The sequence below is a fragment of the Streptomyces sp. NBC_01210 genome (genome assembly GCF_036010325.1).
Classification (GTDB): domain Bacteria; phylum Actinomycetota; class Actinomycetes; order Streptomycetales; family Streptomycetaceae; genus Streptomyces.
The window spans coordinates 8232729-8253976 of sequence record NZ_CP108549.1 but is presented as its reverse complement, the minus strand read 5'-3'; the positions used below and the strand labels follow the sequence as shown (position 1 = coordinate 8253976).

The following is a 21248-nucleotide window of genomic DNA, read 5'->3' as shown; positions in this document are numbered from 1 at the left end:
GGCGGGACTGATTGCCGGACAGAACTGACCGGCGGTTGAAACTGACTGGCGGATACTGACTGGCGGATACGACGGACCAACGGATTCGGCTGCCTGACGGATACGACTGGAAGGAAACTTTCCTAACCGGTGGAATAGCAGCGTGCACCCCGCCCTGCAAGGGCCATGACAAGAAACGGCGGCGCGTGCGTGCCGTACGACTCGTACAGCCCTGCCCGTGTGCGCTGCCGCCCGGCCGCTGTGCCGGGCCGTGGGCTCCGGCGGGCCGCGCAGCCGGAAGCCTTCGGCCAGGGTGTATCGCACCCTGCGGGCGGATTCGGCTTCGGGTTCGGCTTCGGGTTCGGCTTCGGTCGAGGCGGCGTCGGCTACGGTGCTGGTTGTGGTGATCAACGGAGGGGACACAGCAGAACCGGGAACCGCACTGCTCATCGCAGCCGCCCCGGTCGGCAAGGGCCGTCTCATCGACGCGAGTTCGGTGCTGCCCGCGCTCGCCGCCGTACCGCCCAGCGCGCTGACGGGCACACCGGCCGCGACCGTGATCGAGCTCGCCGAACCGCTCGACCCCCAGACCGTACTCACCCGGATCCGGGCCACCGCGACCGCGGAAGGGCCGCTGTCCCTGTACATCGCCGGGCAGCTGCAGCTGGACCGCAGGCAGCGGCTCCTGCATCTCGCGCTCGCCCGGACGACACCCACGACCATGCGCTACACGGCGCTTCCCTGGCACTGGCTCGCGGGCGAACTGGCGATCCGGCGTCCGGACACCACGACCGTGGTCGTCGATCTGGTCGCCGATGCCCAGGCATGGCAGCACATCGCGGCGCAAGGCCTCGCCCTCGGGCATGGCGTCCGTCTCTACGGCCGTATCGCGCCGGCGTCCCCACGCCGCGGGACCGCGGACCCCGCCTATCTGAAGGCGTGCGCGGCGATCTGGCGCAGCGGCGCACGGCCGGACCGTGCCACGCTGCACGAACAGGCCGCGGCGCGGGCCGGCACCGACGACGCGCTGCTGCTCACGAGGGGCACTCCTCCGCCCGCGAGCGTCCCGGCCGCGCGGGCCGCGGTGGCGTCCGACCCGCATCCGGCGATTCTCGCCGCCGCGCAGGCCGGGCGGCACGCCGAGGCCGCGGCGGCGGCCTCGGCCTGGGAACAGCAGGAGCTACGGACCCACGGCCCCGGCTCGGTGCAGGCCATCCACTGGCTGGAGGTCCGGGCCGATCTCGCCCGGCTCGCCCGGGATCCCGGTCTCAGCTGCGAGTTGTGGATGGCCGCCGCCGAAGCCCGGCTGACACGTCGGCAGGCCCCGGACGATCCCGATGTTGAAGGGGCGGTCGACCGGGCCCACCACCAGTGGGAACAGATCCGCGATCTGCCCCGGGCACGCTCACTCGCGCCGGCGCTCGTCAGGCTGCGCCAGGGTGTCCCGGGCCGTCAGCGCGGGGCGCTGCAGGTGCTCCAGCGGCGCCTGGAGAGCCTGCACGCGGGCCAGGCGTAGCGAGCCCGGCGAGAGACACCGTCAGTGCCGCACCCTTGTGCCCCTCAGCGGCCGTGCGGGCGAGCCCGACAGCGAGGACGCAGCTCGCCTCTCGGCTCGGCCGGGTCGCTCGGAGTGCGGCGCTCCCGCAGCACACCACGGCAGGGCGCTCAGCGCTCGGCCGTGGTGCGGTGTATTCAGGGTTCATGGGCTCTCGACGACTCCCTGGGGATGAGCGCTGGTCATGGAAGCAGGGGCATGTGCTGGTTGCGGTACCGCTCGCGCTGATCGCGATCGTCACGGTGGTCGACATCCTGGCTCCGCCTGACGTCCACCTCGGCCCCTTCCTGGTCGCCGCTCCCGCTATCACGGCGTCTTTCGCCGGTCCTCGGACGACGGGCCTCGTCGGCGCGGTAGCCGTATTGGCTCAGGCCGTGGTCGCGATGTTGCGCACCAGCCTCACCGACCTGAACCACACCTTCCAGGTCATCGCTCTGATCCTGATCTCGGTGTTCGTGACCTTCCTCGCCCATCTGCGGGAACGGCACGAGAAGGAACTGACCCAGCTGCGCTGGGTGGCGCAGGCGGCACAGGAAGTGGTGCTGCGGCCGCTTCCCCACCGGATCGGCTCGTTGCGCATCGCCTCCGTGTATCTGGCCGCCGAAGCCGAGGCGCAGATCGGCGGCGACCTGTATGCCGCCGCCCGCACAGCCCAGGGAACCAGGCTCATCATCGGTGACGTGCGGGGCAAGGGCCTGGAGGCGATCGGAGACGCCGCTCTCCTCCTCGGCGCCTTCCGGGCCGCCGCCCACCAGCAGGCCGACCTGCCGGTGTTGGTGGCCTATCTGGAGCGAACCGTCTCCTCGGACCCGACCGACCTCGGAGCCCCTGGAAGCGACATGGAGGATTACAGCGAAACATTCATCACCGCTGCTGTGCTCGACGTCCCCGACGACGAGTCGGCCCTGCACGTGATCAACTGTGGCCACCCTCCACCCCTGCTGCTGCGTGATGGCCAGGTCACCCCACTGGAAGTTCGCCGCCCGGCACCGCCACTGGGCCTCACCGAATTCGTGGAGGCCGCCTTCGCCGCCGAAGTCTTTGCCTTCGAGGTCGGCGACATCGTCCTGCTCTACACGGACGGTGTCATCGAGGCCCGCGACAAGGCCGGCACGTTCTACCCCCTGGCTGAACGGGTGACCGTCTGGTCCGGCGAGGGACCTCGCGCCCTCCTGAGTTACCTGTGCAACGACCTGCTCAGCCATGCAGGCGGATATCTGGACGACGACGCTGCCATGGTGGCGATCGAGCGTCTGCCTGCAGACTTGAGCGGCAAAGGGGCACGTGACCACAGCAGCGAGCGGTAGGCGGCCGTCACCTCGATTCCACCGCGGCCGCTTGTGCGCGGGGACCGACGGCGTGCCCCGCACCGCGTCGGTCGGGCCGGGACGTGGGCGCGAGGCGGCGTCTGGACCTGTACGCCGACCCCAGGACCGGGGCCGGGCAATCGCGTTCGGCGACGGGCCGTTTTCACCGCTTCCCCGCAGCCGTACACGCGCCTACCGCCGGGCGGCGGCGGGGGTGCGGGAGGCTCGGCAGGCCGCCGGAGCGGCGGGACGTCGCGGGCTGGAGGCGGATGACGGCCCTGAGGCCGCCGCCCGGGGCGGGGAGGAGCAGGGCCTCGCCGCCACTGGCCAGGGTGAGGCGCTGAACGAGGGCGAGGCCGGTGCCGCCCTTGGGGGCGTCGGGGGCGCGCCAGAAGCGGTCGAACGCGCGGCTGCGTTGTTCGGCGGTCATACCGGGGCCCTGGTCTTCGACGTGCAGCTCCGCCGCCGTGGCCGAGAGCCACCGGGAAACGGTCACCATGCTGCGCGGGGAGGCGACGCGCAGGGCGTTGGAGAGCAGGTTGTCCAGAATCTGCTCGAGGGCGCCAGGCACCGCGAGGGCGGTGCCGACCGGATTGCCCTTGAGGACGAGGCGGACGCCCTCCCGGGCGTACAGCCCGGACCAGGCGAGGGTGCGGTCCTGCAGTACCCGGTCCAGGTCGACGGGTTCAGGCGTGAGCGCGGTCTCCTCCATCCGGGCGAAGGCGAGGAGGCCCTCGACCATTCTGGCCAGCCTGTCGGTCTCGGTCATCGCCGCGTTCAGGTTGCCGCGCATTTGGGGCGGGATACCGGGTTCCATGTTGTCCAGGCGCAGCCGCAGCGCGGCAAGCGGGGTCTTCAACTGGTGGGACGCCTCGCCCGCGAAGGCGCTCTGTGCAGCGAGCAGATGCTCCAGCAGGGCGGCCGTGCGGTTGAAAGTGGCGGCCAGGCTGCGTACTTCGGGCGGTCCTGTGGTGACGGAGGCCGGGGTGGAGAGGCTGCCGCCGGCCAAGGTGCGGGCGGCGCGCTCCAGTTCGAGGATCGGGCGGCCAATCCAGCGGGCCAGCGCGAAGGCTGCCATGGTTACGACGGCCAGCACCCCGAGCCCGCCAAGTCCCAGCACAAGCCACACCCGGTGGACGTTGTTCGCGATCGCGTCGGTGGGGACAGTGAGGCGTACGGCGCCGTGAAGCGTCGCACCGTGCCGTACCGGAACGGCGACCGAGAGCCACTGGACGCCGCCGATGGTGGAGGTGCGTACGTTGGCTCCGTCACCACCGAGCAGCGCGGCAGCGATCTCCGGGTGCTGGGCGAGGCCGGCCTGCTGGTCGCGGCTGAGTGGGTGCGAGGTGGCGAGCAGGGTGCCACGGCTGTCCACAACCAGGAGTCGGCCACCGATGCGTTCTGCGCAGACGTCGACGCGTTCGGCGAGTTCCTCGGGACGGCCGTAGGCGAGGGAGAGGGCAGCGTAGTCGGCGACCGATTCCGCTTCTTCCGTGGCGGCGTTGGTGGCGCGCTCACGCTCGGCCCGGGTGTAGACGTAGCCAAGTGGGAACTCCAGGCAGATGAGGACGAGGGCCGCGAGGGTCAGATAGCTGAGCAGCAGTCGGCGTGTCATCGGGGCTGTGATTCCGGGTGGTTGGTGTCGGTGCGGGGGCGTACGGCGAGGCGCAGGCCCACCCCGCGCAAGGTCTGGATCCAGGCCGGGTCACCCAACTTGCGCCGCAGCGTGGCGACATGGACGTCCAGGGTTTTGGTGGGGCCGTGGAAGTGCAGATCCCAGACCCGGTCAAGGATCTCCTGGCGCGAGTAGACCGCCCCGGGGTCCTCGGCCAGGAGGGCCAGCAGATCGAACTCCTTGGGGGTGAGGATGATCGGCCTTTCCCCGATCCAGACCTCGCGGGTGCGGCGGTCGACGACCAGCGCCCCGGTCGGGGAGGACTGCGGCGCTATGCGTCCGGGTACGGGCGAGGGTTCGGGGTCCTGCCACGCAGATGCCCCCAACCCCCAGTCGGGTGCTGTGGCGGGCGGGGTCGCCACAGCCGCCCGCGGTAAGGCCCCGGCACCGTTGGCGGCTTCCGCGGCAGGCGCGGCAGGCGCGGCACCCGACCATGCTGCGGTGCGGCGGGTCACGGCCCGGATGCGTGCGATCAACTCCCGGATGCTGACCGGTTTCGCCAGGTAGTCGTCGGCGCCCAGCTCCAGGCCCAGCACCCGGTCGGCCTCCGTTCCTCGTGCGGTGAGCATGATGATCGGCACGTCGGAGACCTGGCGGATGCCGCGGCAGACGTCGATGCCATCCATATCGGGCAGCCCCAGATCAAGCAGCACGATGTCGCCGTACGGGCCTTGCAGCCCGGCGGCGCCCGTGGACACATGGCCCACCGTCAGGCCGTAGCGGCCGAGGCCCTCCACAAGGGGTTCGGCGATCGTCTCGTCGTCCTCGATGAGCAAGGCCCGCAGGGTCATTGAGTTCCGTCTTCGGCGTCCTGGTGGGTCTGGCGGCGGGCATTGTGCTGGCCGCGCTGCGGATGTCACAGACCTCGGTACGCACCAGCGTGGAGGGCGACACCGCGAAGTTGGTCATGGCGGGCAATATGACCTTCCTGCGGCTGCCGAAGCTGATCGACGCGCTGGAGGCGGTCGCCGCCGCCGGAAAGCCGAGGGTACGGCTCGATCTGACCGCCGTGGCGCACTGGGACCACGCCTGTCGTAGCCAGGTGGACGAGTTCGTGGCACAGCACCGAGGATCGGACGTAGGCGTGGAGCTGCTGCGCCCGAACACACCGAACGCGCCGGCCCCGCCCGGCCCGTCGGCATCCGAGGCGCAGCCGCCGCCCGACAACAGCGCGGCGCATGTGCCGGGGCCGACGGCTCAGTGGTTCTACCTCGATCCGACTCCGGTGGAGGGCTCCATCAACCCAATGGACTCGACGGACTCGGCGGACTCGGCGGACTCGGCGGACTCGGCGGACTCGGCGGAGGAATACGGGTCCCGGGTGCGAATGCGCTGACCCGGTCGCCCCAGCCGAAGGCGCGCCGTCACCGGCGCGCTGGGGGCTCCAGCATCACCGCAGCACAGGAATTTCGCGCAAGCTCCCTGGCCTCGATTCAGCGTGCGTCGCCGGCCTGCCGTCCTCCGGGACGAGCCGGCGTCGCGGCAGGGTGGCCGCAACTGATCGTCAAGGATCAAGCGGGTCCCCCTTGAGGGGGTGTCAGGCGTCCAGGACCGCCTCCGAAAAGGGCCGTTCGATTCTCACCCGTACGGGCTAGCAACCGTCGGGGAGCCCTTCTCCCCGTTGGGCTGTCCCCACTTCGGAGTTGCGTGGCCACGGGAGCCATGAGTCGGTTGGAGTCGTGTTCTGCCAGATCTCACCATCAGGAGGAGACATGAGCACTGCGCAGAAGGGCCAATCGGCCGAGCGACTGTCCGTGGTGTACGCGGTCCACGTCATCGAGGGCGGCGAGCAAGGGTTCCTGGACGTGTACGAGCGAATACGCAAGTCCGTCGCCCGCGTCCCCGGACACCTCATCGACCGACTGGGCGAACCGCTCGACGGATCCCGGCAGTGGGTGATCACCAGCGAGTGGGAGACGCCCGAGCACTTCTTCGCCTGGCAGCAGGGCGAGGACCACCGCGCACTGGTGGCTCCGCTGCGCGAGTGGGTCGACGAGACCCAGTCGCTGCGGTTCCGGGTCATTCAGGAGACCGTGGGAGGGAAGGCATGAAGCGCCCCGACGGCCCGGTCGCCGTCCTCGGTCTCGGCACGATGGGAACCGGCCTGGCCACCCGACTTCTTGACCAGGGCATTCAGGTACGGGTCTGGAACCGCACCGCGGAGCGGACCGCGCCGCTCGCCCAGGCCGGCGCCTTCGCCGCAGCCCATCCGGCCGATGCCGTCGAGGGCACGAGCGCTGCCATCTGCACCGTGGCCGACGGCGAAGCCCTCGGAGCCGTGCTGCGGGGACCGGACGGGGTCCTGGCCGGGGGCCCGTACCCCGGCGCCCTGGTCTGCGCCAGCACAGTCGCCCCCGACGAGGTCGTCCGCCTCACCGGTGACACGCACTCCGTTCTGGACGTCGGCATGCTCGGCAACCGGGAGCACGCCCGCACCGGCGAGCTGCGCCTCTTCGTCGGCGGCGAGGAGCGGGTCTTCACCGCGGGGCGGCCGCTGCTCGAGCTGCTGGGCAAGGAGGTCGTCCACCTCGGCGAACTCGGTTCCGGCATGCGGATGAAGCTGCTCCTCAACCTGCTGATGGGGATCGAGGTGCAGGCTCTGGCCGAGGCCGTCGAGTTGGCGGCCGCCGCCGGCCTCGACCGGAAGCTCGTCCTCAGCACGATCGCCGGCAGCGGCTTCGCCTCGCCGGTCATGGCGTTCAAGTCGAAACGCCTGGCAGCCGGGCGCTTCGACAAGCCCGACTTCCGGCTGCGCCTGATGGCCAAGGACCTCATGCTCGTCGCGGACCAGGCCGCGGCGGCCGGACTGCGGCTTCCGCTCGCCACCGCAGCCGCGGAGACCCACGTCCGCGCCACCGAGCAGGGACGCGGCGACGAGGACTGTGTCGCGGTCGCCCACGCACTCACACCGAACCCGGGAAGTCGCACATGATCATCGATATCCACGGGCATCTGTCCCCACCGGAGGCAGCCCGACGCTTCCCCATGCCCCCCAGCCTGACCGACGTCGACGGCATGCTCGCCGCCCGTGCCGAGGCCGGGATCGACCTCACCATCATCGGCAGTCCGGTCGGCGCCGGCGCGATGGCGCGAGTCCCGGGCGTCGACAACTACGCGCAACCACGGGACCGGCTGCGCGGCTTCCACGACTGGATGTCGGGCCTGATCGCATCCTTCCCCGACCAGCTGCGCGGGTATGTGTACGCCAACCCGTTCGGCGACGACGATCACCTGGATGGGGTACGCGAGACGCTGGCGGACCCCGCCTTCGTCGGCCTGATCACCACATCCAGTGTCCACGGCGAGTTGCTCGGCTCTCCGCGAGCCGACTCCTTCTTCGCACTGGCCGCCGAGACGGGAGTGCCGGTCCTGGTGCACGCCCCGGCCGAACCGATCGGCACGGAACGGGTCGACGACTTCGGCTTCGTCGAGCAGATCGGCCGGTTCGGCGACGTCTCGATGGGCATGGCCATGATCGCGTTCGCGGGGTGGCTGGACAAGTACCCCGGCCTGCGACTGATCGGCGCCACCGGCGGCGGCGCGCTGGCACTGCTGTCGGAACGCCTGCAGACAGCGGCGCGCCCCCGGCACTGGGGTGGGGGCGCGCCGGCTGGGCAGCCCTCCGCCCCGACGCCGCCCTCCGCCCCGCCGGCGGCCGACCCGGGCGCGGCGCTGCAGCGCATGTATGTCGACACCAGCACGTTCAGCCCGGCGCACCTGGGCCTCAACGCGGAGGTACTGGGGCCGGAGCGGATGCTGTTCGGCACTGACTCGCCGCCGATGTCCGTGCCCCTGGAGGAGTTCATGCGCATGATCGAGAAGCTGCCGATCGACAAGGCGTCCCAGCAGCTCATCCTCGGCGGCAACGCCGAGGCCATCTTCGACCTCAGGAGCCGTCCGTGACCACAGTGGATGACCCAGCCACCGCAGCCGAGCGGTGCACCCCCGAGTTCCGACGGAACCCACACCCCGTCTACGCGAACCTCAGGGAAACGGCGCCCGTCTGCCCCATGCGGCCGCCGCACGGCATCGACACATACCTGATCACGCGGTACCAGGACGCGCGGGCCGCCCTGGCGGATCCGCGGCTGAGCAAGGACATGTACGGGGCCATGGACGCCTACCGAAGGATCTTCGGTGACTCGTCCGTGGCACTGGACGATCACATGCTCAACGCCGACCCGCCCAAGCACACCCGGCTGCGCAAGCTGGTCAACTCCGAGTTCACCCCGCGCCGTGTGGAGTCGCTGCGGCCACAGATCCAGGACATCGTCGAGACGCTGCTGGACGGATGCTCGACCCGGGAACCGGTCGACCTGCTGCCCGCGTTCGCCTTCCCGCTGCCGATCACCGTGATCTGCGAACTGCTCGGCGTGCCGCCGGACGAGCGGTCGCAGGTGCAGACATGGTCCACCACGGTGGCGCACACCGGGTTCAGCAAGGAATCCAAGCAGGCCCAGCAGAAGGCGGAGGAGAGCCTGCACGCGTACTTCGCGGATCTCCTCGCACGTAAGCGCAGCCGCCCGGGCGACGACCTGCTCAGCGCGCTCACCGCAGCCCGGGACACAGACGGCGGGCTCACCGAGCAGGAGCTGATCTCGACAGCGTTTCTGCTGATGTTCGCTGGTCACAAGACGACCGCCTACCTCATCGGCAACGCCGTCTACCATCTCCTCACCCATCCCGCACAGCTCCGCGCCGTGCAGGAGAACCCTGAGCTGGTCGGCCAGGCGGTCGAGGAGCTGGTGCGCTACGACGGCTCGGTGGAGAGCGCGACGTTCCGTTTCGCGACCGAGGATGTGGAGATCGCCGGAACGCGGATCCCGAAGGGCGCCCTGGTTCAGATCGCGCTCAGTTCGGCCAACCGCGACCCGCTGAAGTTCGACTCCCCGGACCAGTTCGATGTGACGCGATCGGAGAACGCGCAAAGTGCCCATCTGGGGTTCGGGCACGGCATTCACTACTGCCTGGGAGCACCTCTGGCCAGACTGGAGATGCAACTCGCTCTCACCGGTCTGTTCAGCCGTTTCCCGCGGGTGGCTCTGGCCGACCCCGCGCGTGAGGCGCCCTGGATGGTGGTTCCGTTCCCGGCCTTCCGCGGCCTCGCGGAGCTGCCCGTCGTGCTGGAACCAGCTGTGTTGTGACCGACAGTGGGGGGGATGTCGGCATCCTCATGCCGGCGCCGATCACGTTCTCTGCGCTCACAAGGCCAGAGTCCGCCCCGGAGCCCCGTCCGGCCACCGGACCCGGGGACCTTGACGACTCTCTGACATGCGGCCGCCACGACGGCGCCGCGCAGAATGCGCTGCCACAGATGAGTGGGCTCAGCCTCAGGGTTGAGCGCGGTGATCGGCAAGGTCGTGGTGACCTCCGGCATGCTGCGGGCCCTCTCCGCCGCCGAACGGGAGGCTCTCTTCGCACACGAACGCGCCCACCTGACCGGCCGTCACCACGTCTTCCTCACCATGGTGGAAATGGCCGGCCTGTGCCATCCCGGCCTGCGTGCCCTGCGCGAACCCCTCAGCTACGCGCTGGAGCGCAGCGCCGACGAAACCGCCGCCCAGGCCATCGGCGACCGCAACCCAGTCACCGCTGACTGTTGAGAAAGCCGATGACGACCGCGCCCCACCAGGTGGCCTGTGACGCGAACGCGGTTGCGGCGCCGCGGACCAGAAGCGAGCGGCCGTCGGGCCGGCCGCCGAGGGTCCTCAGGCGCCGGTGAAGGGCACCGGCCTGGACACCGTTGAGGGACAGAATCAGGACGAGGCCGAGTTTGACGCAAGTGAGCGGTGAGGTGATGTCGGGGTGGAGGAAGGCTCCGCTGAGGAGCAGACCGAAGAGGCCGGCCCAGACAAGGGTGTGCAGAGGGGCGGTGAAGTCGAGCACCTCGCGCAGAGTCTTGCGGCCCATGAGCCACAGAGCGCCGTAATAGTCGATGGCGAGAACCGCGCCAAATCCAAGGACCAGGCAGGCAAGGTGGGCGAAGAGCGCCGCAGTGTGGAGCGTGGCATCGGCACGCACGTGGACGGCTGTCCATGTGCTGGCCGCCCATCCGACGCACACCGCCGAGGATGCCAACGCGGGCCCGCACCACGGGGGAAGCTGAAGTGTGTCTGCTTCCTGTCCGGAGCTTCGTTGAATCGAGGGTGCATCGGCGGTGGACATGGTGCTCCAGAGGTGTAACGCGGGGCGCCCACACCACACCGGAGCGAGCGAAGGTAAGGCTGGCCTAAGTGGCGAACTTCGTCAATGTGACTGTCCGCACAGCGGCAACCACTCGAGGTGCGGACAGCGGCAGTGACCGGAGCGGCTGGGTGGCACGGGTCGCTTCACTGTTGCTCTGTGTTGCTCTGTGTTGCTCTGTGTCGCCGATGCTCTGTGTCGCCGAAACCTTGATCACGGTGCCCGCGCCAGACATCCCGGTACGACAGTGAACGGTCGGTCGGCAGCTCGTACACGTTCACATGTGGTCGTGTGAACAGCTCCACGGGTTCCCCCGGCGAGCCGGGAGAAACGTCACGTGCGAGCGGGCCGTGCTACCGGGAATCCGACGCTCGTCGCCATGCCAGCATGACACCCATGGGCCGAGCGGACTGCCCCCGCCCGGGCTCGGTTTCCCTCCGCCCCGCCCTGTGACACCGGCGCGGGCCCGTCTCTGGAGCGGCGATGGCAGACCAGCAACACTCCCTTGCCCGTACGTACGCCGCCTTGCGCCGGTGGGCGCCGCCACCCGCGCCGACCGGGTTCCTGGTGCTGCTTGTGGTGATGTTCGCGCTCTCGTACGGGGTCGGTTCAGCCGTCGGTCCGGTCGCACCCGGCATGCACTCCACCGGCACCGGTTCCGACGGTGGCTCCGAACCGCACGGGGACGGTGGCATGGGTGACATGCACTCGGGCGGTGAACGATGACGGTGGAACCGGCGAGCGCGCTGGTGACCACTGATCTGATCGTCGGCGGCATGACCTGCGCGGCCTGCGTGAACCGAGTGGAGAAACGACTGGCCAAGCTCGAAGGGGTGACTGCCACGGTCAACCTCGCCACGGGGCAGGCCAGGGTGAGCCACCCCTCGGACATCACCGCGGAAGACCTCGTCGCTGCTGTCGAACGCGCGGGCTGCACCGCCGAACTGCCCCTGCCGCCCGAGCCGCAGGAAGACACCCGGCAGCCGGAGCCGGAGGAGGGCGAGCCGCGCGGGGAACGCGAGCGGCTGCTGATCACGGCGCTGCTCTGCGTGCCGGTCCTCGTGCTGTCCATGGTGCCCTCCCTGCAGTTCCGCAACTGGCAGTGGCTGTGTCTCATGCTGGCCGGCCCGGTGGTCGTCTGGAGCGCCTGGCCGTTCCACGTGCGCGCGATGCGGGGTCTGCGGCACTCGGCGGCCACCATGGACACCCTGGTCTCGCTCGGTGTCGTCGCATCGTTCTCCTGGTCCGTCTATGCGCTCTTCCTCGGCGGCGCGGGCGATCCGGGCATGCGCATGCCGTTCACCCTGCTTCCCTCGGTAGGCGGAGATGCCGCACATGTCTACCTGGAGGCAGCGGTCGGTGTGCCGTTGTTCGTCCTGACCGGCCGCTTCTTGGAAGCGCGCGCCCGGCACGGGACCGGTGAGGCATTGCGTTCATTGGCCGGGCTGGCCGCCAAGGACGTGACTGTTCGGGAGGACGGACAGGAGCGGCGGATCCCGATCGAACGGCTGAGGGTGGGCCAGGAGTTCACCGTCCGTCCGGGGGAACGGGTAGCCACCGACGGTGTGGTGGTATCCGGGAGTTCCGCTCTGGATCTCTCCCTGGTCACCGGGGAGAGCGAGCCCGTCGAAGTCGGTCCTGACCAGCCAGTGGTCGGGGGCGCAGTCAACGCCGGAGGTCTGCTCTTCGTGCGGGCCACGGCGGTCGGCGCGGACACCCAACTCGCTCTGATCACACGGATGGTGACCGAGGTTCAGGCGGGGAAGGCTCGTGCCCAGCGTCTGGCGGACAGGGTGGCAGGCGTCTTCGTCCCGGTCGTTCTGGCGTTGGCTGTCACTGTCCTCGGCTTCTGGCTCGGTGCCGGAGCAGACCCGCAGGCAGCCGTCACCGCGTGCGTGGCGATCCTGGTCGTTGCCTGCCCCTGCGCGCTGGGCCTGGCGACCCCTACCGCCCTGTTGGCCGCCGCCGGCCGCGGCGCCCAGCTCGGCGTCCTGGTCAGCGGACCTCAGGCACTGGAGGCACTGCGCCACATCGACACCGTCGTCCTGGACAAGACCGGCACCCTCACAACCGGGCACATGACCGTCGCTCAGGTCACGCCGGTCACCGGTGGAATCGGCCGGGAGGCTGCGCTCAGGCTCGCCGGCGCGGCGGAGCAGGGTTCTGAACACCCGCTGGGTCGCGCCCTCACCGCGTACGCACAGCGGGCACTGCCCGAACGTCCCTTGCCCGAAGTGACCGGCTTCCGGGCTACGCCGGGGGCCGGGGTCACCGGTCTCGTCGACGGCCTCCGTGTCGAGGTGTGTGCCCCCGGCGACGACCTTCCCGAGTCACTGGCACAGGCGTTGGCCGATGCGGAGACTTCCGCGCTCACCCCGGTCCTGCTGCGGGTGGACGGCGTCGACGAGGCCCTCATCGCCCTGGGCGACGTCGTGCGGCCCGGGAGCTACCGGGCCGTGGACCGCCTGAAGCGGCTGGGAGTGGAACCGGTCCTGGCCACGGGCGACCGAGAAGCCGCCGCCAGTGCTGTCGCCGCTGAACTCGGCATCACACAGGTGCACGCCCGCTGTACCCCCGAGGGCAAGGCAGACCTGATACGGCAGTTGAAGAAGGAGGACCGTCAGGTCGCCGTCATCGGTGATGGCGTGAACGATGCCGCCGCGCTGGCCGGCGCCGATCTCGGGATCGCTATGGGCACCGGCACCGACGTGGCCATCGGAGCCGCCGATGTGACCCTGGTGCGCGGCGACATCGAGGCGGTCGCCGACGCGGTCCGGCTCGCCCGGCGCACCCTGGGGACGATTCGCGTCAATCTCGTCTGGGCGTTCGGGTACAACGTGGTCACCGTGCCGCTGGCCGCGGTTGGCTGGCTCAACCCGATGGTCGCCGCCGCCGCGATGTCCGCCAGCTCGCTCCTGGTGGTGGGCAACAGCCTGCGTCTGCGGGCCTGGCAGCCTTCGCCGCCTCGTCCCACACGGTCCGGAACACGTCGCCCCCGAGGAGGTGTTCAGCGATGACGGATCCCGACCGGGCACCCGCGGCTGAGGGCTGGAGGCCGAGTCGTCGGCGTCTGCGCGACGGACTCTACGCCGCGCTCGCCCCGGTGGCCGCCTGCGCGGTGGCCCTCGGCGGGCTGACGACCTGGGCCAAGGCCGGGGCCGCCGGCAGCCCGCCACGGATCAAGGTCAGCGACGGGCGTGTCTTCCTGCCCTACGGCGACAACGAGGACACCGCGGCGTTCTTCCGGATCGCCAACAGCGGTGGGGCCGCTGACCAACTGGTCTCGGTGACGTCGCCCGCCGTCGAGAGTGCCATGCTGAGCCGGCACGAAAGTGCCGACAGCGGAGCCGGTTTCATGCGCATGGTCGACTCTGCGGAAATCCCGGCGGGCGACACCGTCGTCATGTCACCGAGCGGCCTGGACGTGATGGTGAGGACGAAGGCCCCCTGGCAAGTGGGCGATACAGTCCCGTTCGTTCTGCACTTCCGCCACGGCGGACCGGTCGACACCGTCGTGGTCGTGGTCCGGCCCGGCAGCTGAGCCGGCCCCCGGACCGGGCACAGCGGTTCACACGATCGCGATGGAGTCCAGCTTGCCCGCCTTGGCCTCCTCGACGATGGAACCGAACTGGTCGGCACTCATCTGCACCTGCTGACCGAAGTCATCGGTGATCACGATCCTCCGCTCGGCAGGAGCGGCCTCGTCGACGAACAACTGGGGGCAACCGCAGTTGCAGTTACCGCAGAATGTCGCCACGGGCTCCAGAGAACTGATATCGGTCATCGCAATCGCCTTTCGTACGCGTCCGCCCGCAGAACGGCCTCCTGCGGCCCGACGCCGAGGGAATGCCCGATCGACGCAGGACGCAAGCCTCGGTGGGGCACGCCCCCGAGGCACGGCACATGAGGTTTTTGCTTCCAGTGCTTCCGATTGCGGAGGGAAGGCGGAAACCGGACGAGGCCTCGGCACGACTACATGAGAGAGGTCGCCGCTCCGGGGCGGCCGGGCCTACGGGCGAAGTGAAACGCGTACGGAAACAGTTGCCGGTTCGCCGGAACCTGACACGGCCGTCATCCGACTACTGCCGCGTGGGAGGGCGGACACCCGTCGTACCCCTGCAGTTACGGACGAATGAGGGGCGTGTGATGGGCGGGCTGAATGTACGCATGCGGGAGGTCGCCTGCCGCCATGGCCGGGTCGAGGCAGTCGCCGACGTGGATCTGGAGATCGCCGCCGGTGAACGCGTGGCGCTGACCGGGACCAACGGCTCGGGCAAGACCACGCTGCTGCGTGCCGTCCTCGGCCTGCACAGGCAGGTGACCGGATCGATCCTGGTCGGCGGCCGGGACACCCGTTCGCCGGCGGAATGGGCCTGGCGGCGGCGTGCGTGCGCCTGGATTCCGCAGAAGCCGGCGGCCGGCCGATTCCCTCTGCTGGGTGACGAGTTGCTGGCCAGCAGCACCGCGCCGGAGGAGGCCACCGAAGCCGCTGCCCGGCTCGGTGTGGGGTCGCTGACCGAGCGGCCCCTGCACACCCTCTCCGGCGGGCAGTTGCAGCGGATGTACCTCGCCCGGGCGATCGGCTGCGTCGCCGCCGGAGCCGAGGTGCTCCTGGCCGACGAACCCACCGCTGCCCTCGACTTCAGCGGCCAGTCGGAGGCGGCGGACGTCCTCACCTCCCTGCCGGTGACGCTGGTCGTGGTGACACACGACCGGTCTCTCGCGGACCGCTGCGACCGGGTACTGGAGATGGCCGCGGGCCGGCTGCGGGAGGTCCGGTGACCCTCGCCACCGCCGACCTCGGTGAACTCCTGCAACTTCTGCCCGTGCAGCGGGCCGGGTTCGCCCTGCTGTTGGCCGCGATCGGACTACCGGTGATCGGGGTGGTCATCGTCGGGCTCGACATCATGCCGGTCCGGTTCGCGATGATGCACGTCGCTCTGCTGGGCATCGCGGTCGGCATCCTGACCGGACTCGACCCGATGCTGTGCGCGCTGGTGGCCTGCGCCCTGGCCGGTGCGGGGGTCGCTCCGCTCGCCCGCACCCCGGACGGCCTGTCCGGCGCGATGGGCCTGCTGATGAGTCTCGCGATCGCGGCCGCGCTGCTGGTCCTCGCGGTCTCGGGAGTCAACGCCTCGGGCGCGTTCGCGTTGCTGTGGGGGTCGATCCTGTCCGTCGGCACCGCGGACCTGGTGGTGCTGGCGGTGCTCGCCGTCGTCGTACCCGGGCTGTTCTGGTGGCGACGCCGCGATGTGGCGCTGCTGCTGTACGACCGTGAACTCGCGCAGTGCTCGGGCGTCCCGGTACGCGGACTGACCCTGGTGCTGCTGGTACTGGTCGCGGTCGCGGTGGCCGGAGCGATCAAACTCACCGGCGCGCTACTGGTCGACGCCCTGACCCTGCTGCCCGCGCTCGCCGCGCGCCATCTGGGCACCTCGCTGAAATCGATCACCGTGTGGGCGGTCGGTATCGGCATCACCGTGAATCTGACCGGGTTCCTCATCGCTCTCCGGCTGGACTGGCCACCCGGGCCGGTCCTCGTCCTGACCGCGGGGGCAGTCGTCCTCGCCGTCCATCTCATACCCGAACGGAGAATCAGCTCATGGCGCGCACCCGCGTCCGTATCACTTCCCTCCTCGCACTGAGCGCAGCCCTGGTCCTGGTCACGGGCTGCGGAAGCGACAGCGACTCGTCGTCCAGGAGCGGCACCGAAGGCAAGGAGGGAAAACCGGTCGTGGTCGTCACCACGACCTGGGAGGGCGCCTTCGCGAAGGCCGCGGGCGCCGAGGACGTCAAGGTCATCGTGCCCCAGTCCGTGCACCACGCACCGGACTACGACCCGAAGCCGTCCGACCTCGCGGCAGTCGCCAAGGCCGACTTCGTGTTGTACGCACCCTTCGAGCCGTACGCCGGGAAGATCAAGGAAGCCGCCGGCTCCAAGGCCGAGCTGGTCGAGGTCAGTCTCGACAACGACGCCGACAAGGTCGGCGCCGAAGTGGCCCGGCTGGGCAAGCTGTTCGGCACCGAGGACGTCGCGGCGAAGTGGAAGACGGCCTTCGACGCCGAGTACGCCAAGCTGTCCAAGGACCTGAAGGCTGCCTGGCCCGGCGGGAAGAGCCCGGCCGTCGTCACCCAGGTCTTCACCGCCTGGTCCGCGAAGCTGGCGGGCGCCACCACCGTCGGCACTTACGGGCCCGAGCCGGTCACCCCGGCACAGCTGGCCGACCTCTCCAAGAAGAAGCCCGCCCTGGTCCTGGACAACGCCCATATGTCGACCGGAACCGTACTGCCCGACTCCGGTGCCAAGCAGGTCAAGGTCGTCAACTACCCGGGTGAGGACCTGGATCTGTTGCCCGTCTACCGCAACGCGGCCGCCGAGCTGAAGAAGGCCATGTCCGGGTCCTGAGCCCGGTAACGGGTAGGCGCCCCGTGTCTCCCGGCTGGGGGCAGTCCGTACGGACTGCCCCCAGCGGACATCTGCTTTCTTCTCCCCTGTCCCTAGTCTTTCGCGCCTCGTCTTCGACCCATGCCCACGGCGGGTGTGCATACCGATTCGGGGTGCTGGCTCGCTCGTTCCCGACCCAAACGGGGTCCTCCCCCGCGGCCCCGGCCTGACAGCCCCCTAGCCGTTCCATCGCGCCGGATGTGCACTGGCGCCGATGAGGCATGCGCAGCGGTGGCAGCGTCGCCCGACGCGCGACGACCGCAGGGCAGTACTCGGCAAGGCCCCGGCCCGCGGCGTCTGGCGCCAACTGCCGCTGCCCGCGCTGATCCTGGGCATACCGGCCGTCGCCGCTCTGGGCTGGGCGCTGCCGGTCCTGGGGGTCACCCTGCTCGGGTTCCTCGTCGCGGACGTGGCGTTCGGACTCGTTCGACGGGGCCGGGCAACGTAGCGAAGAGCGGGAGGCACGCACCACGCGTTCCCTCCCGCTACTCGTCAGGCATCGGGTCCGGAGAGCGGTGCGGCACCGCTCTCCGGTCCCTCCGTCAGCCTGCCTGAGCGAGCGGAACCGCAGCGAGGTCCCGCTCCGGCGGCAGGTTGTCGGTCAGGCGCCGACGCAGCCCTGCTCGGTCGGGCTTGCCTGCCGGAGTCAGGGGAAGTTCCTCCACCACCAGGAGGCGCTCGGGGTGCTTGCGCTGCTCGAGCCCCCGTTCCGTCAGGTGCGCACACAGTGACTCGAGCGTCGGGGAATCGGTGGTGCGGGACACCACACATGCCGCCAGCCGCTCCCCCATCACCTCGTCGGGGACGCCGACACACACCACGTCGCGTACGTGGGGGTGGGCGGCCAGTTCCCGTTCGACTTCGGCAGGACTGATGTTGGCGCCGCCGCGGATGACGATGTCCTTGAGGCGTCCGACGATGTGAAGAGTGCCGTCCTTGTCGAGGAGTCCGAGGTCTCCGGTGCGGACCCAGCCTTCGCGGGTGCGATAGCGGGCATCCAGGTCCGGGGAGGCCACGTAGCACATGGGGGTCATCGGGCCTCGCGCGATGATCTCTCCGATCGCGCCGTCCGGCAGCTGTTCCTGGGTCTCGGTGTCGGCGATGCGGATGTCGGCGACGCGAGGATCGGGACGGCCCGCGACAACACCTTGCCCGTCAGCGGCCGGGGTTTCGCTGCCCAGCCCGGTGTGGCAGTTGACCCCGTCGGCCGAGCCGTAGAGGTTGACGACCGGGCAGCCGAACGCGCGGGCGGCGTGCTCCGCCGTGGTCCCGTCCAGGGCCGAGCCACCGAGGATCAGGGCCGTGGGGGCGGGCAGTTTCTCGCCCGTGCTGTCGAGCCGGTCGAGCATCATGCGCACCATGGTGGGCACGCCCAGGATGTGCGTGGGCTCGTGTTCGCGAACCGCGGCGATCGCGGCTTCCGGGGTGAAGTGATCGAGGAGAATGAGCGTCCCGCCGTGCCGGGCGAGAGTGACCGCGGTGCCGTTGGAGCCGAAGGCCGAGGCGAGCGGCACCAGGAACAGGCAGCGCGGCGGTGTCTGTTCGGGCATCAGCGAGGCGAGGAAGTTGCCGCGCCCGCCCGCGAGCGCGTTGTGGGAGTAGACGACCATCTTCGGCTCTGCCTCGGAGCCGGACGAGACGAGGATGCGGGCGGCGCTGTCCGGATCCGGCCGGGCGGGGACGAACGCACTCGGGTCGGATCGCAGCAACTGCGCGAGCGGAACCGTTCCTTCTGGAGCGTTGCCGGGTCCGGCGGCGATAACGTGCCGCAGTGCGGGCAGCGCCGGGGCCAGAGTGTTCAGGTCGGCGGCGTGATGGTTGCCTCGGTGCTCAACCGCGGCGATGACCGCGACGGCCTCCGCGCGGCGCAGCAAACACTCGGCCTCCAGGCTGCCGCGGCCGACCGGAAAGGGCAGCGCCACGGCGCCGAGGGCGGCCAGGGCGAGATCGGCGACAACGGCGTTGCGTCCGTTGGGTAGTTGGACGCCGACCACATCTCCTGGGCTTATGCCGAGGTCTCTGAGGCCGGTGGCGAGACATCGCACCTTGCGGTCGAGGGCGGTGTAGCAGAGTTTGCCCTTGGCATCGAGGAGGGCGGTGCGGTGGAGGTCCGCGATCTGGCGGGCCCGGAAGAGGCTGTAGAGATCGAGGTCGGGGCAGGTGCCGTCGATCACCCAGGAGCGGCGGAGGTCGGCGGGCAGCAGGTCGTGCAGTGCGACGGTCACGCGAAGCTCCAGGGGTCGGGAACGGCGGGGGCACCGTGCGTGTCGCGGCTGATCGAGCCGGCGAAGCGCGGATCGTGGTGCAGGTCGGCGAGATCGGTGGTGACCGCGGTTGCGGTCAAGCCGTGCTCACGCAGCTGGGTCAGGGCCTCGTCGGTATGCAGATCGCGCAGGTCGTATGCACCGGCTGCGGCCGCGCAGGCATCGGCGGGGGCTATCCAGCCGTCCGCGGTACGCAGGGGGCGGCGGAACCCGGCCGGCCGTCTCGCGCTTCCGCCGGTCGCGGCCCGGCGCAGGGCGGGGGCGGTGAGGACATCGGCCGCGCCCAGCAGTGAGGAGTCCACGCGGACGCCTTGGCCGGTGCGCTCGCGCAGCAGCAGTCCGGCGAGCACGGCCTCGGTACCGAGGAGTCCGCCCATGACGTCGAGCAGGGTCATCAGGGACGGCGCGGGCGGCTCGTCCGCGGGGCGTACGGCTTCCCCGACTCCGGTGCGGGCCTGGACCATGAAGTCCGTACCCATCGGAGCGCCCGGGAGACGTTCGGCCCAGCCGCTGGTGTACGCGTACACCAGTACAGGATTGGCCTCGGCCAGATCGTCCCGGTCGAGGCCGAGTTGAGCGGCCTTCCCGGGGGCCCAGTTGTGCAGGAAGACATCGGCACCGGCAGCCAGATCCCGCAGTCGACGCCGGCCCTGCGAAGACGTGATGTCCACTTCGACGGCCTCCTTGCCCCGGTTGAGCGCGAGCCACCGGGCGGAGATGCCGGAACAGGCGGGGGGCATCCCGCGCAGCGGGTCACCGCCCGGCGGCTCTATACGGATCACGTCCGCGCCGAGCCGTCCCAGGAGGTGTGCGGCGAGCGGGGCCTGGATACGGCGGCCGGCCTCCAGCACGGTCAGTCCCGCCAGCGGCCGTACGGGAGCGGGCAGTGAAGCCGGGGGGCGAGGGCCCTCTGCGTGAGAGGTGAGTGACCACGGTGCGCCGCCGTCGTGTTCGGCGGCACGCGCAGCCAGTGTCCCCAGCGGGCAGACCTCGGCGCCGGAGACCGATGCCGCCTGCCGGATCCGCTGCCAGGACTGGGCGCGCGTGGTCGTGTGCAGTGCCTGTGGGAAGGGTGCGCAGGCCGTGGCGTACCGGAACTGGAAGGGCCGCCAGCCTGCCCGTATCGCGTCGGCGGGCGCATCCAGGGCCCGCCAGAAGGCAGCCCATGCACCCGGGTCCAGGGTCTCCAATTCGAAGAGGGTGCCGTCGCCCGCGGTGAACGGCGGTCCGCCTGCGGCGAGTTCGGCCGCCTCGCCCTCGTCGGCCCCTGTCGCGGCAAGGTACTGGGAGACGGACAGCAGCCCGGCCCGGTCGGCGCTCGTGGCCACCCGTGCCGCCGGTCCACCGCGGGCCTGCCCCAACAGCCCTGCCAGGAGTCCTTGGACGGTGAGTACGGCCGCCGCGGTGGTGGCGTAGTCGACAGCCAGACCGCGCGGCTCTCCCTCGCGTCGGCCGTGCACGGCCATGATGCCGGTGGCAGCCTGCACGGTGGCCTCGTCGGCGCTCCCACTCGACGGATCCGCCCAGGTCACCCGGGCTTCCTGGGGTCCGAAACCGTCACCGGTCAGCGCGATCTGCACGCTCCGGGGGTTACGGGCGCCAGGGACGCTACGGACATGGTTCGAAGCGGCCGGTTCAGGCTCCGTCCGGGCTCCCAGGAGCCGCAGGTGCTCGGCTACGAGGCCGGTCAGCTCGGGCGGCCCGGAACTGTCGAGGTGCAGCCCGTCGAGTGGCCGGACCGTCTGCGTGGTGGCTGGTGACGCCATGCCTCTCCTCTCCTGGCGCGGCGGTGGCCGACGCATGGGGATGTGCGGAACGCGGGAACCAGGGCGCCTTCACG

At 70.4% G+C, this 21248-nt stretch carries 19 protein-coding genes and 2 pseudogenes; 15 read left to right on the top strand and 6 right to left on the bottom strand.

Going from position 1 to position 21248, the window contains the following annotated elements:
- Positions 1-379 precede the first annotated feature (379 nt).
- A complete protein-coding gene (locus OG735_RS37170; protein WP_442812552.1) occupies positions 380-1495 on the top strand; it encodes a hypothetical protein in 1116 nt (371 codons plus the stop codon).
- Positions 1496-1680: 185 nt separating this feature from the next.
- Positions 1681-2841, top strand: a complete 1161-nt coding sequence (locus OG735_RS37165) for a PP2C family protein-serine/threonine phosphatase (protein ID WP_327327545.1) — start codon at positions 1681-1683, stop codon at positions 2839-2841.
- A 163-nt stretch (positions 2842-3004) separates the two neighbouring features.
- Here the strand turns inward: OG735_RS37165 and OG735_RS37160 are convergent, their stop codons facing one another.
- A complete protein-coding gene (locus OG735_RS37160) occupies positions 3005-4456 on the bottom strand; it encodes a sensor histidine kinase (RefSeq protein WP_327327544.1) in 1452 nt (483 codons plus the stop codon).
- On the bottom strand, positions 4453-5307 hold the full coding sequence (locus OG735_RS37155) for a response regulator transcription factor (protein WP_327327543.1): 855 nt from the start codon (positions 5305-5307) through the stop codon (positions 4453-4455). The genes OG735_RS37160 and OG735_RS37155 overlap by 4 nt, the downstream gene beginning before the upstream one ends.
- Before the next feature lie 14 nt (positions 5308-5321).
- On the opposite strand from OG735_RS37155, the pseudogene OG735_RS37150 reads away from it, so the two are divergent.
- From OG735_RS37150 to OG735_RS37125, 6 genes and pseudogenes are all read left to right on the top strand, one after another.
- Positions 5322-5852: pseudogene (locus OG735_RS37150) on the top strand (hypothetical protein); the annotation flags it as partial.
- Between the two features lie 376 nt (positions 5853-6228).
- The gene (locus tag OG735_RS37145) at positions 6229-6567 is read left to right on the top strand and encodes an antibiotic biosynthesis monooxygenase family protein (protein WP_327327541.1); all 339 of its coding nucleotides are present in this window, start codon (positions 6229-6231) and stop codon (positions 6565-6567) included.
- The gene (locus tag OG735_RS37140; protein WP_327327540.1) at positions 6564-7448 is read left to right on the top strand and encodes an NAD(P)-dependent oxidoreductase; all 885 of its coding nucleotides are present in this window, start codon (positions 6564-6566) and stop codon (positions 7446-7448) included. The genes OG735_RS37145 and OG735_RS37140 overlap by 4 nt, the downstream gene beginning before the upstream one ends.
- Positions 7445-8419 carry an amidohydrolase family protein gene (locus OG735_RS37135; RefSeq protein ID WP_327327539.1) on the top strand — a complete coding sequence of 325 codons (975 nt, stop codon included), beginning with the start codon at positions 7445-7447 and terminating at the stop codon, positions 8417-8419. Before OG735_RS37140 ends, OG735_RS37135 begins: the two co-directional genes overlap by 4 nt.
- On the top strand, positions 8416-9660 hold the full coding sequence (locus tag OG735_RS37130) for a cytochrome P450 family protein (RefSeq protein WP_327327538.1): 1245 nt from the start codon (positions 8416-8418) through the stop codon (positions 9658-9660). Before OG735_RS37135 ends, OG735_RS37130 begins: the two co-directional genes overlap by 4 nt.
- A 201-nt stretch (positions 9661-9861) precedes the next feature.
- The gene (locus OG735_RS37125; protein WP_327327537.1) at positions 9862-10119 is read left to right on the top strand and encodes a M48 family metalloprotease; all 258 of its coding nucleotides are present in this window, start codon (positions 9862-9864) and stop codon (positions 10117-10119) included.
- Here OG735_RS37125 and OG735_RS37120 read toward each other — a convergent pair.
- Positions 10103-10537 carry a hypothetical protein gene (locus OG735_RS37120; protein ID WP_327327536.1) on the bottom strand — a complete coding sequence of 145 codons (435 nt, stop codon included), beginning with the start codon at positions 10535-10537 and terminating at the stop codon, positions 10103-10105. The two genes, OG735_RS37125 and OG735_RS37120, sit on opposite strands and share 17 nt — an antisense overlap.
- A 645-nt stretch (positions 10538-11182) precedes the next feature.
- On the opposite strand from OG735_RS37120, the gene OG735_RS37115 reads away from it, so the two are divergent.
- The 3 genes from OG735_RS37115 to OG735_RS37105 are packed head-to-tail and all read left to right on the top strand — an operon-like array spanning position 11183 to position 14240.
- Complete coding sequence (locus OG735_RS37115) at positions 11183-11425, top strand: hypothetical protein (protein WP_327327535.1); 243 nt, start codon at positions 11183-11185, stop codon at positions 11423-11425.
- Positions 11422-13716, top strand: a complete 2295-nt coding sequence (locus OG735_RS37110) for a heavy metal translocating P-type ATPase (RefSeq protein WP_327327534.1) — start codon at positions 11422-11424, stop codon at positions 13714-13716. The genes OG735_RS37115 and OG735_RS37110 overlap by 4 nt, the downstream gene beginning before the upstream one ends.
- Positions 13713-14240, top strand: coding sequence for a copper chaperone PCu(A)C (locus tag OG735_RS37105; RefSeq protein ID WP_327327533.1), 528 nt, complete (start codon positions 13713-13715; stop codon positions 14238-14240). Before OG735_RS37110 ends, OG735_RS37105 begins: the two co-directional genes overlap by 4 nt.
- A gap of 27 nt (positions 14241-14267) precedes the next feature.
- Here OG735_RS37105 and OG735_RS37100 read toward each other — a convergent pair whose 3' ends face one another.
- Positions 14268-14483 (bottom strand): hypothetical protein, encoded by a 216-nt coding sequence (locus OG735_RS37100; protein WP_327327532.1) that lies wholly within the window; start codon positions 14481-14483, stop codon positions 14268-14270.
- Positions 14484-14845: 362 nt separating this feature from the next.
- On the opposite strand from OG735_RS37100, the gene OG735_RS37095 reads away from it, so the two are divergent.
- The 4 genes and pseudogenes from OG735_RS37095 to OG735_RS37080 all read left to right on the top strand — a co-directional run.
- A complete protein-coding gene (locus tag OG735_RS37095; RefSeq protein ID WP_327327531.1) occupies positions 14846-15481 on the top strand; it encodes an ATP-binding cassette domain-containing protein in 636 nt (211 codons plus the stop codon).
- Positions 15478-16344: a metal ABC transporter permease gene (locus OG735_RS37090; RefSeq protein WP_327327530.1), complete on the top strand. Its 867-nt coding sequence runs from the start codon at positions 15478-15480 to the stop codon at positions 16342-16344. Before OG735_RS37095 ends, OG735_RS37090 begins: the two co-directional genes overlap by 4 nt.
- Positions 16302-17105 carry a metal ABC transporter solute-binding protein, Zn/Mn family gene (locus tag OG735_RS37085; protein ID WP_327327529.1) on the top strand — a complete coding sequence of 268 codons (804 nt, stop codon included), beginning with the start codon at positions 16302-16304 and terminating at the stop codon, positions 17103-17105. Before OG735_RS37090 ends, OG735_RS37085 begins: the two co-directional genes overlap by 43 nt.
- Before the next feature lie 271 nt (positions 17106-17376).
- Positions 17377-17592, top strand: a pseudogene (locus OG735_RS37080) (PepSY domain-containing protein); the annotation flags it as partial.
- Between the two features lie 94 nt (positions 17593-17686).
- Here OG735_RS37080 and OG735_RS37075 read toward each other — a convergent pair.
- Entirely contained in the window at positions 17687-19369 is a 1683-nt protein-coding gene (locus tag OG735_RS37075; RefSeq protein WP_327327528.1) for a class I adenylate-forming enzyme family protein, read from the bottom strand.
- Positions 19366-21174, bottom strand: coding sequence for a CoA transferase (locus tag OG735_RS37070; RefSeq protein WP_327327527.1), 1809 nt, complete (start codon positions 21172-21174; stop codon positions 19366-19368). The genes OG735_RS37075 and OG735_RS37070 overlap by 4 nt, the downstream gene beginning before the upstream one ends.
- Positions 21175-21248: the final 74 nt, after the last annotated feature.

Excerpts from the sequence above, each read along its gene's own strand:
- OG735_RS37165 (WP_327327545.1), top strand. The coding sequence starts at position 1,681 with ATGGGCTCTCGACGACTCCCTGGGGATGAGCGCTGGTCATGGAAGCAG.
- OG735_RS37140 (WP_327327540.1), top strand. The coding sequence starts at position 6,564 with ATGAAGCGCCCCGACGGCCCGGTCGCCGTCCTCGGTCTCGGCACGATG.
- OG735_RS37100 (WP_327327532.1), bottom strand. The coding sequence starts at position 14,483 with ATGACCGATATCAGTTCTCTGGAGCCCGTGGCGACATTCTGCGGTAAC.
- OG735_RS37155 (WP_327327543.1), bottom strand. The coding sequence starts at position 5,307 with ATGACCCTGCGGGCCTTGCTCATCGAGGACGACGAGACGATCGCCGAA.
- OG735_RS37070 (WP_327327527.1), bottom strand. The coding sequence starts at position 21,174 with ATGGCGTCACCAGCCACCACGCAGACGGTCCGGCCACTCGACGGGCTG.
- OG735_RS37085 (WP_327327529.1), top strand. The coding sequence starts at position 16,302 with ATGGCGCGCACCCGCGTCCGTATCACTTCCCTCCTCGCACTGAGCGCA.
- OG735_RS37115 (WP_327327535.1), top strand. The coding sequence starts at position 11,183 with ATGGCAGACCAGCAACACTCCCTTGCCCGTACGTACGCCGCCTTGCGC.
- OG735_RS37110 (WP_327327534.1), top strand. The coding sequence starts at position 11,422 with ATGACGGTGGAACCGGCGAGCGCGCTGGTGACCACTGATCTGATCGTC.
- OG735_RS37095 (WP_327327531.1), top strand. The coding sequence starts at position 14,846 with ATGGGCGGGCTGAATGTACGCATGCGGGAGGTCGCCTGCCGCCATGGC.
- OG735_RS37160 (WP_327327544.1), bottom strand. The coding sequence starts at position 4,456 with ATGACACGCCGACTGCTGCTCAGCTATCTGACCCTCGCGGCCCTCGTC.
- OG735_RS37135 (WP_327327539.1), top strand. The coding sequence starts at position 7,445 with ATGATCATCGATATCCACGGGCATCTGTCCCCACCGGAGGCAGCCCGA.
- OG735_RS37105 (WP_327327533.1), top strand. The coding sequence starts at position 13,713 with ATGACGGATCCCGACCGGGCACCCGCGGCTGAGGGCTGGAGGCCGAGT.
- OG735_RS37145 (WP_327327541.1), top strand. The coding sequence starts at position 6,229 with ATGAGCACTGCGCAGAAGGGCCAATCGGCCGAGCGACTGTCCGTGGTG.